The sequence below is a fragment of the Legionella sp. km535 genome (assembly GCF_003990085.1).
In the GTDB taxonomy this organism is placed as follows: Bacteria; Pseudomonadota; Gammaproteobacteria; order Legionellales; family Legionellaceae; genus Legionella; species Legionella moravica.
The window spans coordinates 26,315-39,963 of the sequence record NZ_RZGU01000012.1 but is presented as its reverse complement, the minus strand read 5'-3'; the positions used below and the strand labels follow the sequence as shown (position 1 = coordinate 39,963).

Here is a 13,649-nt window from a genome sequence, read left to right as displayed (position 1 = left end):
TATCCTTAGTAATATCCTGTAAAACTACCCACTAAAGCCTGTGTGATTAAGTCCCAACCATCGATGAGAATGAATAGTAAAATTTTTATTGGCAAGGAGATACTCATAGGCGGCATCATCATCATGCCCATGGTCATAAGAATACCGGATACAATTAAATCAACAAGTAAAAATGGCAGAAAAATCATAAAACCTATTTGAAAAGCTGTTTGTAATTCACTTAATATGAAGGCCGGAATCAGATGATACAGTTTGATTTCATCTGCAGAAACGGGTAACGGTTCTTTTGCCAGTTGCAGAATAACCTGCATGTCTTTTTCTCTGGTCTGTTTAATCATAAATTGTTTTAAAGGTTTGGCTGCACTGCTCAGTGCCGTTCTGGTATCGATCTGTTTTGCCTCATAGGGTTGGTAGGCCTCGGTATAAATTGTTTTGGCTACGGGCATCATGGTGAACAGAGTTAAAAACAGAGACAGGCTGATAATGACCGTGTTGGGGGGAGTTTGTTGCAATCCAAGGGCGTTGCGCAGCATCGATAAAACAACGACGATTCGAGTAAATGAAGAGAGCATAATGAGAATGCTGGGTGCGAGGCTTAAGACAGTCAGAAGCGCGAATGCTTGCAAGGCTGGAGATAGATTATCATGATCGAATTGAATGGGACCTAATTGAGTATTTGCCAAAGCACTATTTATTGGAACGAACAATAATAGAAGAGAAACGATGAGAACGAATCCTCTGGTTGCATTTGACTTTGGGATGCTCTCAGAACGAAAGTTTAGCCTGGAAGGGGATGTTTTCCCAATACTGGGATGTGAGTGATTTTTCATGATGTCATTCAATGTCCTGCAAGGGAAGAATAGTCAAAGCGTTTTGATTATCTGCCAATAAAAACTGTTTCCCTTGATAATCTATAATAAAAACTTTGGTTTTATTGAATACCGATAATTGTTCAATGACTTTGCATTGGGAACTCGTACTTTTTGATTTTTTTGAATAGTGGACCAGTGTTATCAGTACTGCGATCAGCACAAAGAGCACCACCACATAAGAAGACCAATGGGTATTCGTTATCAGCTCCTTTTTAAAGTTCAGTGCAGGGTTTGCTGATATTGGATGAGTCCAGAAAATGAATAGAAAAAGGAACACTCTTTGCATCAACACAGCACCTCGGTAATCTGGACAGCGAACTTGTCTTCATGGCTCATTAACTCGCCTTTAGCAATGACTTTATCATTAACAAGCACTTCGACGGGCTCGTTGGTTTTTTGCTCTAAATGAACTATCTGGCCGAATTTCAGTTCTTTTAATTGGGCAATTGTTAATTTGAGAGTGCCGATTCGGATGGTGCATTGAACTTCAACATGTTCTATCAGCCCCAAATAATTGTGATTTATTGCTTGAGTTTCTGGTTGAGGATGGTGTTCCGCCAGTACTACTTTTTTAACCGTTGTATTCATGATGCTCCTTTTAAACTTATTGATTTATATTCTGCGGATTTGCCCAATTCTGCACGGGCAATCAATTGATGATTGTGTGTTAACGACACCGGTATGCAGGTAGGATGATCTGTTACAATGACATCTCCCAACGATAAGCTTATGAGTTGATGCAATGGCAGGGTAACGGGGTCTAATTCAAGAGTGAACCTCACTGGTTGATCTGATAATGCTTCTTCGAGAGCAATAGGCTTGGCACTCCTGCTGTTCCATTTAGGCAGGATCTGATAAACCCAGTCAGGATGCAGAACCAGGGTGAACTGGTTTGTATTACAGGTTATTTCGAGCAGCAGGTTTGTTGAACCTCGGTAAAACCACTTATTAACCGAGCAGCTTTTAGTATCCACTGTGCATGCATCTACTCTCAGAAGTTTCTGGATTAGAACGGAAAACAGTTCGTCACTCACTGAATTAAAACAAGGGCTGTCTTTACCAAATAAAGCCTGATTTAAAGTGCTCAAATAATGGGGCTCAACACAGGCCAAAGTGTTCGCATTGTTTTGAATCAAATAGCCCTCAAAGGGTGAGCACTCTTTGGGCGGTAAATGAAGCTCCATAGTCATAGGATTCAGACTGTACCGAGCGTTCCAATCGTTTATTTCGCCAAGTAACTGTCGGGAAAGTTCCTGAAGCTCAAATGAATTAATCAATCGAAAGGGTTTCGTCATCGTGACTCCAACTCCTCTAAAAGTTGTTTATCGATATCCATGATTTGAGAACAGGCTTGAAACATGCGTTGTAAAATGACGATATTGGCAAATTCAGTTGTGGAGTCGACATTGGACGATTCCAGTTGTTTCGCTTTAATGCTGCCAAATCCGTTATTATTCGCACGGCCTATGTGGGTTCCTCGATCGTTTTTTACTTGAAACAAGTTGTCATGGGTCTGAACCAGTGTGTGTTCCAAATCATCAAAACGAGCCAGGCCAACAAATATGCCCTGGATGGCTTGACCATTATCGTAGTGATAGGAAATCTGTCCGTTTTCATCAAATGAAAAACTGATTTGTTTTCCTTCACCGTATCCATCGTTTTGATAGGCCTCAATGTGAGTGCCTTCGGGATTTAATTGCGATTCCTTGAGTTGAACGGAGCTGTCTGAGCCATCTTTAAAACTGCCAAATTGCAGTTTTATCTCTTGATCGCCATTGATTTTAAAATGAATGGAACCGTTTTCGAGGTTGGCTCCTTCATTAAGTCCATTGAAGATGATTTTTTGATTACTTAAACCAAGGTCAATATCTACATCATCGCAGGTCACTCTGACTAAATCCCAGCTTGTACCCTTATCATCTATTGCGCCAGTGCTTGAGGTAGTTGGTACACGAGTCGATTCGAACTCGAGTTGTACTTGATGTGCCTTACCCTGTTTGTCATAAATTTTTCCAACAGAAAAGGTAATATTTTTATAATTGTTTTTAAGTGGACTGGGGTCATTGTTTTGTTCGGTCTCTGTTTTTTTCAGTAAGATGAATTGTCCTTTTAAAAAAATTTCATGGCTGGCTTTGCCCTCAGAATTTTTTGGTCCTTTACCATGAATGGGTACCAGGTTACCGGCATTATTATATCCCTGGACTTCACCACCACTGTGTTTGTCGATTAAGATGCCATCGTTGTTGAATTCAAATTCACCATCACGAGTATAACGCAGCTCGCCGCTTTTAAGCCTGAGGACGAAAAAACCTTGCCCAACTATGGCTAAATCAGAAGGATTACTTGTTTCGAGGTAATTTCCAGCACTAAAATTGGTTCCATGCCCGCCAACACAGACTCCTGATCCCAGTCCTTCTTCACCATTGCCATTACCTAAAGAGGAATAAAAAACATCATTGCGTTTAAACCCCGGGCTTTGCATGTTTGCCACATTGTTGGAAGTATTTTGTAAGCCATAGCTGGCGGCAATCATACCGGATAAACTTGTATAGTACGTGTTGCTCATTATCACTCCCTGACTTCGGTTATTTGACCCAGCTCTACTTTGGGAATGTCCCCGTTACTCATGGCTATAGTGACCAGAGGAGGTGAGTCCTTAATAAATTCGATTTTGGTGACTTGTCCTTCACCTTCAATGTCCTTTACGCGTACTTTTTTTCCTAATAAACTGAGACTTTGGGTTCCACTGGTCATGCCCAATAATTTTGTTAAATAATCATTGGTTGTCCTGGCTTCCTGTAAGGCTGAGAATTGCGCCATTTGAGCCATAAACTCACGGTTATCAACCGGCTTTAATGGATCCTGATAGGTTAATTCCTGCATGAAGAGTTTTAGGTAATCTGCCTGGCTCACTCCGGAGGCACTCACGGGTTCAGTCATGTTGTACTCCATTAATCAGTAACTGTTTTAAAGAAAGACCTTTATTTTTTAAATTGAGCTTTATCATCTGTTTCAGTTCCAATTGCTCCTCTTTATTCAGATCTTCGGCATGTAGAGATAACTCAACCTGATCGTTTTGAATGTAAAGGTGATAATTTTTAAATTGACCTGTGTTATGGGTTGTGTAGTCAACTGAATTGGGTTGTTCCGATATACTTTTATCTGGTGCTGACTTGCTTGAATAAGAATAAGGTTCTGGAACAGGCGTTTGTGAACCATTCTGATCCAGAGCTGCGATGGTTCTCATGAATTCTGTTGATTGCAATTTAAGGCGATTAAGGGGGGGCGCTTTAGAATTATTCGTGTTTGACTGCATTGGAACATCAACATTATCAGGGGTGGAATAAGGAGCGGTGATCACATTGTCTATTTCACTGGTTTTTAGACTCGTTTCCCCCTGTTGCACCTGCTTTGAATGATTTTCAAACTTTAAACAGGACTGCTGCAATTGACTTTGATGTTGCCAATAAAACTCATCTCCACTGTTTTGTTTGGTTGGAGTTTTTAACCAATCGCCAAAATCAGACTGATTCGTTTGATTTTTTTGAGCGTTTTGATTCCATGTTAATAGAGAGTCATTACTTATTTTCATACCGACTTCCTGTTTTGGAGCACCCATTCTTCAAGAGCGTCTTCCTGTGATTTTATTTGGTGCTGTCTGCTAGCCTGTTGTTCTCGTTCCATGTATTGCTCCAGCATTTTGATTTCTGTTTTGATACGGAGCAATTTATCCTTTAGCTTGGCCTCCAGGGCTTGATGATTTTTTAAAATCATTACTAATTCGTCTTTCTTTTCTTGTTGCTGGGTAAGAAAATTTAATTTATTGATTTCCAATTCTGGATTGATGCTCATGGATGTAATGCACGATTGATTTATGGTGTGTTCCAACTCCTGGATTTGTTGCATCACGATTCGCGATTCATTTTCAGCCGCCTGCAGATGGATGCTAAGCTCATTATTTTGCCAGGTTAATCGGGTCATTAGAGCCGTTAGAGTTTGACTCATTGCAGAATCTCCTTAAAGCGTTGGATGAGTTCACTGAACGATAAATGATGATCTTCATCCTGGGTTAATATCTTATTAATAGAGTCGATGCGGTTAACTGCGTGATCTAATAAAGGGTTGGTCCCTGGTTTGTAAGCGCCAAGCTCAATCAGATCCTTGTTTTGTTGATAAAGACTCAGAGTAGAGATCACATGTTTAACTACTTTTTGATCCTCCTCTGACAAGAGTTGATTGGCCAAACGTGAAATGCTGTGCAGTATCGAGATAGCCGGGTAATGTCCTCGTTGTGCTAACTCCCGTTTGAGAACGATATGGCCATCCAATAAGGCGCGCATATGATCTGCCAATGGTTCATTAAAATCATCACCTTCGACCAGCACGGTGTATAGGGCACTAATACTTCCTTGATCCTGAAAGTTGCCTGTTCGTTCTATTAATCCCGGCAACATCGAAAATACACTTGGTGTATAACCACGAGCGGTTGGAGGTTCTCCCAAACTTAAGCCAATTTCTCTTTGTGCCATGGCAAAGCGAGTAATTGAATCCATAAATAACAAGACGTTTTTTCCCCGATGGCAAAAATACTCAGCAAGGGCTGTTGCGGTATATGCTGCCTGACGCCTTACCAATGCGGGCTCATCACTGCAGGCGACAACCAGAATTGTTTTATTCAGGTTGGCCTCGCTCAAATGGTTGTTGATAAACTCATTCACTTCTCTTCCGCGTTCACCAATTAAAGCAATAATGTTGATGTCGCTGGTGCTCTGTTGTGCAATCTGAGCCATCAAGGTTGTTTTGCCAACACCACTGCCGGAAAACACACCGATTCGTTGTCCTTTTCCTAGAGGAAGTAAACTGTCTATGGCATGAACTCCTGTAAAAAGACGTTCCGTAATGGGTTTACGGATGAAGGGATTAATTTTTTTGTTGTGAGTCGACATGTTTTTGGTTATTGAACATGAAACCGCTTGGTCGATGGGAGCAGCAAACGCATCGACCACATGCCCAAGTAGAGATGAGGATGCATTAATTGTTACTGAATTACCTGTTGCTCTCACTTTATATCCCATTCGGATTGGGGCAGTATCAAAGGGCATCAGGTATACTTTACCTTCTGCAAAACCAACCACTTCTGCTTTCGAAATCAGTTTCTGATTCTGATCTAACAGGTCACAGACCTCGCCAATAAAGGCATGGGGTGGCCCGTTGGCTACCAGCTTTAAGCCAACACATTGTTCAATTTCGCCCAATCGCTCTACAGCTTGGAGTTGGTTAATCCAGGAGTGCATGGTGCCTCCCATGTTTCATTTGAGTGAGCATTTCTTTTAATCGTTCAAGACGTGTTTCCAGACTGGCATCAAAAACTCCGTGCTCCGTTTTTATGACACAGCCTCCAGGGGCAAGAGTGGGATCGGCTTTTATTAATAATCCCTTGAGATGGGCTGTTTCCAATTTGATATTGAACTGGTGCATTGTTTTTATTTCATCAGGATGCAGGTGTAATTCGATGCTTTGTTTGTTATTTAACTGGCTTAATATTTGGTTGATTCGCTGATGGAGCGCTTCTGGCTTTTGTTGTTGCTCGATGAAGTATTCCTGGGTAATTAATAAGATAATATCTGCAATTTCATTGTGCAATTCCAGTCGATTGTGCTCTATGGCTTGAGGAATTGTTGATAACAGTGTCTCCAGGGCTTGTTTTGATTGAGCCATTTGTTGTTCTGCATGTAACTGTCCTTCGGTTTGTCCCGATATAAAACCCCTTTGATACGCTTGGGCTTGCAGTTCTTCCAAATCAGTTTCATTGGTCTGGGGTGTCATTACAGACTGCTGGTCACTCTCATCAGGAATGATTTCAGGTTTCAAGCCTATAGTGACTGTTTCATGACTGATTAATGCCTGGGGTATTATTTTAGCCATAATGGATCACCAGTTGATCATCAAACTCAAGTTGGTTTTGCCAGAGCTGGAACACACGTGCTTTAGTGTCGGCTTTTAGCGTTTTGACCTGGTCATTGAGTAAATGGTGAATTGCCTCACCCTCTTGAAGTGATTCGATGAATTGATCACTCCAGGCAAACTGCCCCTGTTCCAGGATGATGGCGATGTATAGTAAATCCTGTTCCATCAGATCATGACACAATGCAGGAAGTCTGGATTTCTGAGGTACCTGGACTGATTCCTGATGTGTTAACTTCCTGAATCTGTGCGCTTGAGTGAGTAATGGCGTTCCTTGCATTAACTCAAACTGCTGTTTTTGCTTCTCTGTGAGTTGATTCAGGATCCATTGTTGATCGGATTTACACAGGGCAGCTATTTTTAATAATATTTTTTTGAATTGATTATTCATGGTGAGACAACCATTGTGTTAATTCGAGCAATAAAAGTTCGCGCTTTTTGTGCCGGGCTTTTCTAATCATCAAAATGGATGCGCTACTCACAACCAGGCAAATCACCCAAAAATACAGTGGGACATGCAAACGAGATTGTTCCACCAGAGCTGGGGGAGCGATTGTGGGCGGCAGTGTTGGTGGTTCCATGCTTTGGGTATCGGTTGGTTCGATTAACGCTTCAACGTTAATCACATCCCCACGTTGTTCATTGAAACCCACAGTGGTTTTTACAAGTCTTCGTATCTGCTCCAAAATGTGGGAGGGCGTATTGTGGGGCACAATCACACTGACAGTCAGGCGCTCTATTGTTCCGCTGGCTTTCTTGAATAATTCCTTTTCGCTCCCTAATTGGTAGGATTTTTCGCGAGTGACGTCCTGATTGCGTTTGTCTTTATCAGTTTTGCCAGGGGAGGAGTGAGTTATTTCTTTTTCATGAGTAATTAATCCCTGAGTTTGAGGCTTAATTAATTCCCTTTGTAACTCATCATAATTAATGGCCGCATCAATTTTCACCATAACCTGCCGGTTGGCAAATATTTTATGAAGCATTTGCGATACTTTATCGTTTAGATAATGTTCAATAGTTTTCTTGGTTTTGAAATGACTGGTTGATTCCTCTGTCTCCACTTGGGAGAGTGTATTGCCGTTTTGATCGACCACGATTACATTTTGAGTTGTCAAATGATCAATACTCGCCGAAATCAATTGCTGTATGCTTTGAACTTGTTTGGTGGTCAGATTGTGTTTTAATTGCAAAGTCACTGCGGCTTTAGGCTGATTGCGGGTATTATCAAAAAGATGATGTTCAGGAATAACCAAATGAACTCTGGCTTGTCGAATCTCCTCCAGGCTGGAGATGGTTCGTTCCAGCTCTCCTTGTAAGGCACGTTGATAATTGATTTTTTGCGAGAAATCGGTCATTCCGAAGTCACTTTTATCAAAGAGCTCAAAACCAACACTGCCAGCCAATTGCATCCCACTTCCCATAATTTTAAGGCGGGTTTTGGCAACCAGATTTTTGTCAATGAAAATGTCTTTGCCGTCATTTTTTAATTGGTAATTGATATGTGCTTGTTCCAGGTGGCTTACAATTTTATTGGCATCCTCTTCCTCCAAGTGATTAAAAAGCACTTCATAACTTGGCGATAACAGCCACCATCCTGCACAGGATGTAACGACAAGAATCAGCATCAGGGAAAAGGTTAAACTCAGTTTGCGCTGTATTGATAAATCATTGAACCAAACTTGTATTTGTTGTAGATAATTCACTTTAGATTTGCTCTCTTAATAATTCTTGATAGGCAGTCATCAAGCGGTTTCTAATCTGTTCTAAATACTGGAAGGATAATTTGGCTTGCTCCAGGGTGATCATGGTTTGATGCAGATTTTCTGCATGACCACTGGCTAACTGAGTCAACGCTTCATCTGCTGCATTGAGCTGATTATTGGTTTCAGTAATTTTTTCCTCCATCAAGGTGGAGAACGTTGTTTTGGGCTGTTCAGTACGTTCTATTGACGGAGTCATTGTGTTCAAAAACAGGTTGTTCACCGAAGCAATGTTCATCGTTCTTCTCCAATAGTTAGGGCCTGCAAATAAAGGCTGTGAGCCGTGTTGATGATCTTGATGTTTGCTTCATAAGCACGTGAAGCGCGTAATAGCGTGGTCATTTCATCAATGGTGCTTATGCCTGGGTAGGTGACATAGCCTTGTTTGTCTGCCGCCGGGTGAGAAGGTTGATATACCTTGTTGGGAGGTATTTCTTTTGAAATGATGTCCACAGAATCAATCCCGGTTTCATCTCCTTCTAATAGGACAGAGAACGGTTTTGCCGTGGTGACAACCTGACTGGCTTGAAACAAGGAGCCATCCGTAGTTTTTAAAGAGTGCTGGTTAGCAATATTGTTGGCGACTACATCAACACGAAGTTTTTCTGCATTCATACCCTGTGTGGCAATCGCATAAATTTGAGCGTAATTCATTATGAGTTAGTTCCTTGTAATGCCAGTTTCATAATTGAGAATTTTTGATTTAAGCCTTTGATTAAGGCACGATAATGAGTCATGTTCTGGACGTTTAATGCCATTTGTTCATCAATAGAGGATGGTTGATCGCTCAATTGATAATAAGGCTTGATAGTGGACAGATCTTCTGAACTGCCAATGAAGTGGGTTTCTTTTAATTGCTGTTCAAAATTGACTTCCATGGTCTGATAATTCGTGCTGTTGCTATTGGCAATATTATTCGCTATGGCTGTTTGCCGCATCAAAGATGCGTCCAGTGCCATGCTGACCAGTTCTATAGTTGAGTCTGTGTTCATAGTATCTTCCTTATTGAATGACCAGTTCAGCATGCAATGCTCCAGCCCGTTGCAGACTTTCCAGGATTGCAATGATGTCTCGGGTTGAGGTCTGAACTTTGGTTAATGCCGCAATCAAGTCTGCTACAGTAGCCCCCTGATTCAGTTCTACAGTATTTGCAGAAGCCTCCTTCACATTGATGTTGGTTGATGGCGTCACCGTTGTGCGAACCTGTCTGCCCATGTTTTGAATCAGAGTGGGTTGAGAAACGTTAAAATCAGTGGCAATGGCTATTTGCAAATTGCCATGCGATATGGTGACGGCGTCAATTTTTACATCGGCTCCGGCTACAACTACGCCTGTTCGTTCATTGACTACAACAGTAGGTAAGTGATCGGGAGTGATCTCAATGTGTTCCAGTTGACTCACAAAACGAATAAAACGCTTTCTGTAGGGCAGGGGAGGATGAATTTCAATATCTTGAGCAGAACGTGCCAGGGCCGTATTTTTACCAAATTTTTTGTTGATGGCTGCTTCGATATGATCTGCAGTAGTGAAGTCAGGATGATTTAAAATTAAATGCAGGTCTCCTGTTTTATCGACAACGTCATTGTACAGCGTTTTTTCAACTATAGCCCCGCCAGGAATCAAGCCAGTAGTCGGATGATTTTTTTGAATCACATTGCCATAGAGATCGTATTTAAATCCGCCTATAGAAATTGGGCCTTGAGCCAGTGCATAAACGCGATCATCCGCTCCTTTAAGCGGAGTTACCAAAAGGGTGCCACCCAGCAGACTTTTTGCATCACCCAGTGAAGCGACATTGATGTCAATTTTATCGCCTTGATGAGCGAAAGATGGAAGATTGGCAGTAATTATAACCGTGGCAGTATTTCTGCTGTTAATCTCACTCGGATTGATATTGACGCCAAAAGTCCGTAATAAATTGGAGATTGCCTGAGTTGTGTCTTTGTTTCGTCTGGAATCGCCTGATCCGGCTAATCCTATAACCAGTCCATAACCGCTAATTGGGTTCTCCTGTAATCCCGAAAGACGAGCCAGTGATTTCAACTGAACAGCGGAATAGACACTGTGGTGCAGGGTTATTGAGCTAATGAGCAAGAGCAGGGAGATTAATTTATTCATTAGACTAACCCTACAAATGAGAGAACTTTATAGAAATAATTTCGAGTCTGAGAGTCTGAAACGGAACCATTGCCGGCATAGGTGATATGAGCGTCTGCCAAACGGGTTGATAATAGAGTATTTTGCGGGCTGATATCTTCCGGCCTGACTATGCCGCTTAGAAGGATGTGCTGTTGTTCACCATTAATGGTAATGGTTTGCATGCCCTCAACAAGATAGGTATTGTTCGGGAATATTTGCTTGATTTGCACCGTTAACGAGGCTTTAATTTTACCATTACGTCCTGTTTTGGCTGCTGTTTTCCCTTTTCCTTTCAGACCAAACTCTACTTCATGATTGTTTTTGTTGTATCCGACTTCCAGAGCTGATTTTATCTCTTTTCCAGAGGATAGGTCGGCGCTGGTTTGGGCATTCGAGGTTTCCAAAACAATGACAGTCAGTATGTCTCCGGGTAATGAAGCGACCCGATCAGCAATTAAAGGGCGGTAGATTTCTTCATTGAATAAATTAACAGCCCAGCTCATTTGAGGCGAAAAAAGTACAATGAGTAATAGAGTCATTAATTTGTTCATGATGAAATCTCGGCTTGATGCGATGAGGTAACTCTCGCTACAAAATATTTATTGGACTGGGGATTTTTCATCCGAATCAACTGACCGGTATATCCATCTTGTTCTGCTATCGCTTTGGATAATAAGGAGATGCCTCGATTGAATACGGTGACCTGAACCCATTGTCCTTTGATAATTTGTGGTGTAGGAGCTACATCACTGAATGTTAAAATCTGGTTTTTATTAATTGATTTTTTTAGCCAAATCGCTTGGGGCAGTTTGGTTAGCGGTTTATTTTTTAAACCAGCGATATCGCGTTTTTTTAAAATGAAATCCGTTTGATGTAATTGGGTTCGATTAGTGAGCGGGTGTTTGGCCACCAGCACTGATTGATAGGCACTAATCTTGAACCAGACAGGGATAGAGTATTTGCCATGAATCAGACGAACAGCGATTTGTTTTGCTGGCGGGTATGATTCAGGTAGTTCTACATGAAACTCAGATAAAGGAAACTCACTGTCTTTAACTAATCCCTTGGGATTTAGTGTAATGGTATCGTATCTTTTACTTAATTGATGCTCTAATTCAGTTTGAGCTTTACGACGTAGTTCATTTCCAGTAGTCCGAACTACTTGTTGGACCTGGGTGGTGCTTTTTCCTTTCCATTGATAGTCTAAAGGACCAGTTTTTTGAATTACCCAATCAACGATTTGTTTTCTGCTGATTGTTTCCCCTGGTTTTGGATGACTGTCCAATGGTAGTTTCATTAACTCACTTCTATCACTACTGACATCAATCAGATCACCCAAATAGCAAGCATGAGTGGTAATCTGCTTTTGAAACCTTATCAGGGTCTTAGCATGCGCTGGTACCATTAATACAAAAGGAAGCATGAGCTTAATCACGAATTTCATTAGTCAATTTTTCCAGTTCATCAGCAATTTGTACGGCTTTCGCATTTAATTGGTAGACTCGCTGCGCCATAGTTAATTGCATCAGCGAGTTCACCATGTCGACATTAGAGCCTTCAATTTGGTTTTGCGTCAAGGCTCCAAGCCCGCTACTGCCGGGATTGTCTATCAGCGGATCTCCGGACTCATCAGTTGGCAAGTACACTCCAGCTCCAACAGGATTTAATGTTTCTGGGTTGATAAATTTGGCCAGTTGAATGGTGCCGAGTAATTGAGGTTCCGTTTCGTCACTCAACATGACTTCGACATCACCATTGGCTTGTATGGTGATTTTGGTGAAATCATCAGGAATCTGAATGTTATCTGCCAATCGCAATCCATCCTGTGTTGTCAGGTAGCGGTCAGAATCAATACTCAGGGTAGAATTACGTGTATAAGCAATCGTACCATCAGTATTAAGGATTTGATAAAAACCAACTCCATTAATTGCTACATCGTTCCAGTTATTCGTTGATTTTAATGGACCGGTAGAAAAATCTTTTCCTGACTTATAAACAGCAGTTCCCAATCCCAGTTTTATGGATGCTTGATTACTGAATAGTGATTGTTCGCCATTGATATTCTGATACAGTACGTCTTCAAACGTTATTTTAGTGGCTTTGTAATTAGCGGTATTGAGATTAGCCAAATCATTGGCAATTTTATCAATATAAAATTCTTCAGATTTAAGACCACTTGCGGCAATGGAAAGCGCGTCAGACATTTCCTTCTCCTAACTGATTAATTGCAGTTGATAGCAGATTATCTGCTGTTCGCATCACTCGTTGACTGGCTTCAAAGTGACGAGAGGTTTTTATCATGTCCATCATCTCGTCAATGGATTTTATGTTTGATTGCTCAATGAAGCCTTGTAATACACGTGTAGAACCATCAAATGGATTGGGTGACTCATTGGTTTGATAGAGTCCATTACCAACGTAATCCAGTAATTGGGGTTGGTTGAAGCGGACTATATTGAGCTGATCTACTTTATGATGATCAATATACAGAGCGCCCTGGGTATCAACAGTAAAACTGTTGTCGTCAACCTTAATGGTGCCTGCTTTTCCCTGTACCGTTTCACCCGTAGCAGTACATAATTCACCCTGATTATTGATTTGAAAATCGCCACGCCGCGTATAGAAGATCCCTTGATCGCTTTGAACCTGGAAATAACTGTCCCCAGTCAAGGCTAAATCATTAGGGTTATGAGTTTGACTTAAGGTACCCTGGATGCTTATTTGCGTTCTTTGTATGTTGTGTAGTGCATTAGTGATTTGAGGTTCAAGCTGCTCATCAAAACCAGTACTTTCTACCAGCTGTCTTTTAAATCCAGGGGTATTCATATTCGCAACATTTTGACTGATTGACTGCAGTTTTAATTGATCAAATTCCATTGCGAATTGTGTTGCTGTTATAGCATCCAACATCTTA

At 41.3% G+C, this 13,649-nt stretch carries 20 protein-coding genes; all 20 read right to left on the bottom strand.

Features of this window, described 5'->3' with window-relative positions; genetic code table 11:
- Positions 1-5 precede the first annotated feature (5 nt).
- Genes fliP through ELY21_RS08340 form a run of 20 tightly spaced genes read right to left on the bottom strand, consistent with a single transcriptional unit; the run spans position 6 to position 13,645 of the window.
- Positions 6-830 carry a flagellar type III secretion system pore protein FliP gene (gene fliP / locus ELY21_RS08435; RefSeq protein ID WP_127108660.1) on the bottom strand — a complete coding sequence of 275 codons (825 nt, stop codon included), beginning with the start codon at positions 828-830 and terminating at the stop codon, positions 6-8.
- Positions 831-834: 4 nt separating this feature from the next.
- The gene (locus ELY21_RS08430) at positions 835-1,158 is read right to left on the bottom strand and encodes a flagellar biosynthetic protein FliO (RefSeq protein WP_127108658.1); all 324 of its coding nucleotides are present in this window, start codon (positions 1,156-1,158) and stop codon (positions 835-837) included.
- Positions 1,158-1,460, bottom strand: coding sequence for a FliM/FliN family flagellar motor switch protein (locus tag ELY21_RS08425; protein WP_127108656.1), 303 nt, complete (start codon positions 1,458-1,460; stop codon positions 1,158-1,160). Before ELY21_RS08425 ends, ELY21_RS08430 begins: the two co-directional genes overlap by 1 nt.
- Positions 1,457-2,167 (bottom strand): FliM/FliN family flagellar motor C-terminal domain-containing protein, encoded by a 711-nt coding sequence (locus tag ELY21_RS08420; protein ID WP_127108654.1) that lies wholly within the window; start codon positions 2,165-2,167, stop codon positions 1,457-1,459. The genes ELY21_RS08425 and ELY21_RS08420 overlap by 4 nt, the downstream gene beginning before the upstream one ends.
- Positions 2,164-3,438, bottom strand: a complete 1,275-nt coding sequence (locus ELY21_RS08415; protein WP_127108652.1) for a flagellar hook-basal body complex protein — start codon at positions 3,436-3,438, stop codon at positions 2,164-2,166. The genes ELY21_RS08420 and ELY21_RS08415 overlap by 4 nt, the downstream gene beginning before the upstream one ends.
- 2 nt (positions 3,439-3,440) lie before the next feature.
- Positions 3,441-3,812 (bottom strand): flagellar hook assembly protein FlgD, encoded by a 372-nt coding sequence (locus tag ELY21_RS08410; protein WP_158618533.1) that lies wholly within the window; start codon positions 3,810-3,812, stop codon positions 3,441-3,443.
- Positions 3,805-4,464 carry a hypothetical protein gene (locus ELY21_RS08405; protein ID WP_127108648.1) on the bottom strand — a complete coding sequence of 220 codons (660 nt, stop codon included), beginning with the start codon at positions 4,462-4,464 and terminating at the stop codon, positions 3,805-3,807. Before ELY21_RS08405 ends, ELY21_RS08410 begins: the two co-directional genes overlap by 8 nt.
- Positions 4,461-4,877: a hypothetical protein gene (locus ELY21_RS08400; RefSeq protein WP_127108646.1), complete on the bottom strand. Its 417-nt coding sequence runs from the start codon at positions 4,875-4,877 to the stop codon at positions 4,461-4,463. The genes ELY21_RS08405 and ELY21_RS08400 overlap by 4 nt, the downstream gene beginning before the upstream one ends.
- The gene (locus tag ELY21_RS08395; RefSeq protein WP_127108644.1) at positions 4,874-6,166 is read right to left on the bottom strand and encodes a FliI/YscN family ATPase; all 1,293 of its coding nucleotides are present in this window, start codon (positions 6,164-6,166) and stop codon (positions 4,874-4,876) included. The genes ELY21_RS08400 and ELY21_RS08395 overlap by 4 nt, the downstream gene beginning before the upstream one ends.
- Positions 6,150-6,797: a FliH/SctL family protein gene (locus ELY21_RS08390; protein WP_127108642.1), complete on the bottom strand. Its 648-nt coding sequence runs from the start codon at positions 6,795-6,797 to the stop codon at positions 6,150-6,152. Before ELY21_RS08390 ends, ELY21_RS08395 begins: the two co-directional genes overlap by 17 nt.
- Positions 6,790-7,227, bottom strand: coding sequence for a hypothetical protein (locus ELY21_RS08385; protein ID WP_127108640.1), 438 nt, complete (start codon positions 7,225-7,227; stop codon positions 6,790-6,792). Before ELY21_RS08385 ends, ELY21_RS08390 begins: the two co-directional genes overlap by 8 nt.
- Positions 7,220-8,539 carry a flagellar basal-body MS-ring/collar protein FliF gene (fliF, locus tag ELY21_RS08380; RefSeq protein WP_127108638.1) on the bottom strand — a complete coding sequence of 440 codons (1,320 nt, stop codon included), beginning with the start codon at positions 8,537-8,539 and terminating at the stop codon, positions 7,220-7,222. Before fliF ends, ELY21_RS08385 begins: the two co-directional genes overlap by 8 nt.
- A 1-nt stretch (position 8,540) precedes the next feature.
- Positions 8,541-8,834 carry a flagellar hook-basal body complex protein FliE gene (gene fliE, locus ELY21_RS08375; protein ID WP_051190625.1) on the bottom strand — a complete coding sequence of 98 codons (294 nt, stop codon included), beginning with the start codon at positions 8,832-8,834 and terminating at the stop codon, positions 8,541-8,543.
- Positions 8,831-9,250, bottom strand: coding sequence for a flagellar basal body rod protein FlgC (flgC, locus tag ELY21_RS08370; protein WP_127108636.1), 420 nt, complete (start codon positions 9,248-9,250; stop codon positions 8,831-8,833). Before flgC ends, fliE begins: the two co-directional genes overlap by 4 nt.
- A complete protein-coding gene (locus ELY21_RS08365; RefSeq protein ID WP_127108634.1) occupies positions 9,250-9,588 on the bottom strand; it encodes a hypothetical protein in 339 nt (112 codons plus the stop codon). Before ELY21_RS08365 ends, flgC begins: the two co-directional genes overlap by 1 nt.
- Positions 9,589-9,598: 10 nt before the next feature.
- Positions 9,599-10,714, bottom strand: a complete 1,116-nt coding sequence (locus ELY21_RS08360) for a flagellar basal body P-ring protein FlgI (protein ID WP_127108632.1) — start codon at positions 10,712-10,714, stop codon at positions 9,599-9,601.
- Positions 10,714-11,286 (bottom strand): flagellar basal body L-ring protein FlgH, encoded by a 573-nt coding sequence (locus ELY21_RS08355; protein ID WP_127108630.1) that lies wholly within the window; start codon positions 11,284-11,286, stop codon positions 10,714-10,716. Before ELY21_RS08355 ends, ELY21_RS08360 begins: the two co-directional genes overlap by 1 nt.
- On the bottom strand, positions 11,283-12,179 hold the full coding sequence (flgA, locus tag ELY21_RS08350; protein ID WP_127108628.1) for a flagellar basal body P-ring formation chaperone FlgA: 897 nt from the start codon (positions 12,177-12,179) through the stop codon (positions 11,283-11,285). Before flgA ends, ELY21_RS08355 begins: the two co-directional genes overlap by 4 nt.
- Positions 12,163-12,939 carry a flagellar hook-basal body protein gene (locus tag ELY21_RS08345; protein WP_127108627.1) on the bottom strand — a complete coding sequence of 259 codons (777 nt, stop codon included), beginning with the start codon at positions 12,937-12,939 and terminating at the stop codon, positions 12,163-12,165. Before ELY21_RS08345 ends, flgA begins: the two co-directional genes overlap by 17 nt.
- Complete coding sequence (locus ELY21_RS08340) at positions 12,932-13,645, bottom strand: flagellar hook-basal body protein (RefSeq protein ID WP_127108625.1); 714 nt, start codon at positions 13,643-13,645, stop codon at positions 12,932-12,934. Before ELY21_RS08340 ends, ELY21_RS08345 begins: the two co-directional genes overlap by 8 nt.
- Positions 13,646-13,649 lie beyond the last annotated feature (4 nt).

Bases quoted from the DNA above. Each gene is read 5' to 3' on its own strand.
- fliP (WP_127108660.1), bottom strand. From the start codon at position 830: ATGAAAAATCACTCACATCCCAGTATTGGGAAAACATCCCCTTCCAGG.
- ELY21_RS08430 (WP_127108658.1), bottom strand. From the start codon at position 1,158: ATGCAAAGAGTGTTCCTTTTTCTATTCATTTTCTGGACTCATCCAATA.
- ELY21_RS08425 (WP_127108656.1), bottom strand. From the start codon at position 1,460: ATGAATACAACGGTTAAAAAAGTAGTACTGGCGGAACACCATCCTCAA.
- ELY21_RS08420 (WP_127108654.1), bottom strand. From the start codon at position 2,167: ATGACGAAACCCTTTCGATTGATTAATTCATTTGAGCTTCAGGAACTT.
- ELY21_RS08415 (WP_127108652.1), bottom strand. From the start codon at position 3,438: ATGAGCAACACGTACTATACAAGTTTATCCGGTATGATTGCCGCCAGC.
- ELY21_RS08410 (WP_158618533.1), bottom strand. From the start codon at position 3,812: ATGACTGAACCCGTGAGTGCCTCCGGAGTGAGCCAGGCAGATTACCTA.
- ELY21_RS08405 (WP_127108648.1), bottom strand. From the start codon at position 4,464: ATGAAAATAAGTAATGACTCTCTATTAACATGGAATCAAAACGCTCAA.
- ELY21_RS08400 (WP_127108646.1), bottom strand. From the start codon at position 4,877: ATGAGTCAAACTCTAACGGCTCTAATGACCCGATTAACCTGGCAAAAT.
- ELY21_RS08395 (WP_127108644.1), bottom strand. From the start codon at position 6,166: ATGCACTCCTGGATTAACCAACTCCAAGCTGTAGAGCGATTGGGCGAA.
- ELY21_RS08390 (WP_127108642.1), bottom strand. From the start codon at position 6,797: ATGGCTAAAATAATACCCCAGGCATTAATCAGTCATGAAACAGTCACT.
- ELY21_RS08385 (WP_127108640.1), bottom strand. From the start codon at position 7,227: ATGAATAATCAATTCAAAAAAATATTATTAAAAATAGCTGCCCTGTGT.
- fliE (WP_051190625.1), bottom strand. From the start codon at position 8,834: ATGAACATTGCTTCGGTGAACAACCTGTTTTTGAACACAATGACTCCG.
- flgC (WP_127108636.1), bottom strand. From the start codon at position 9,250: ATGAATTACGCTCAAATTTATGCGATTGCCACACAGGGTATGAATGCA.
- ELY21_RS08365 (WP_127108634.1), bottom strand. From the start codon at position 9,588: ATGAACACAGACTCAACTATAGAACTGGTCAGCATGGCACTGGACGCA.
- ELY21_RS08360 (WP_127108632.1), bottom strand. From the start codon at position 10,714: ATGAATAAATTAATCTCCCTGCTCTTGCTCATTAGCTCAATAACCCTG.
- ELY21_RS08355 (WP_127108630.1), bottom strand. From the start codon at position 11,286: ATGAACAAATTAATGACTCTATTACTCATTGTACTTTTTTCGCCTCAA.
- flgA (WP_127108628.1), bottom strand. From the start codon at position 12,179: ATGAAATTCGTGATTAAGCTCATGCTTCCTTTTGTATTAATGGTACCA.
- ELY21_RS08345 (WP_127108627.1), bottom strand. From the start codon at position 12,939: ATGTCTGACGCGCTTTCCATTGCCGCAAGTGGTCTTAAATCTGAAGAA.
- ELY21_RS08340 (WP_127108625.1), bottom strand. From the start codon at position 13,645: ATGTTGGATGCTATAACAGCAACACAATTCGCAATGGAATTTGATCAA.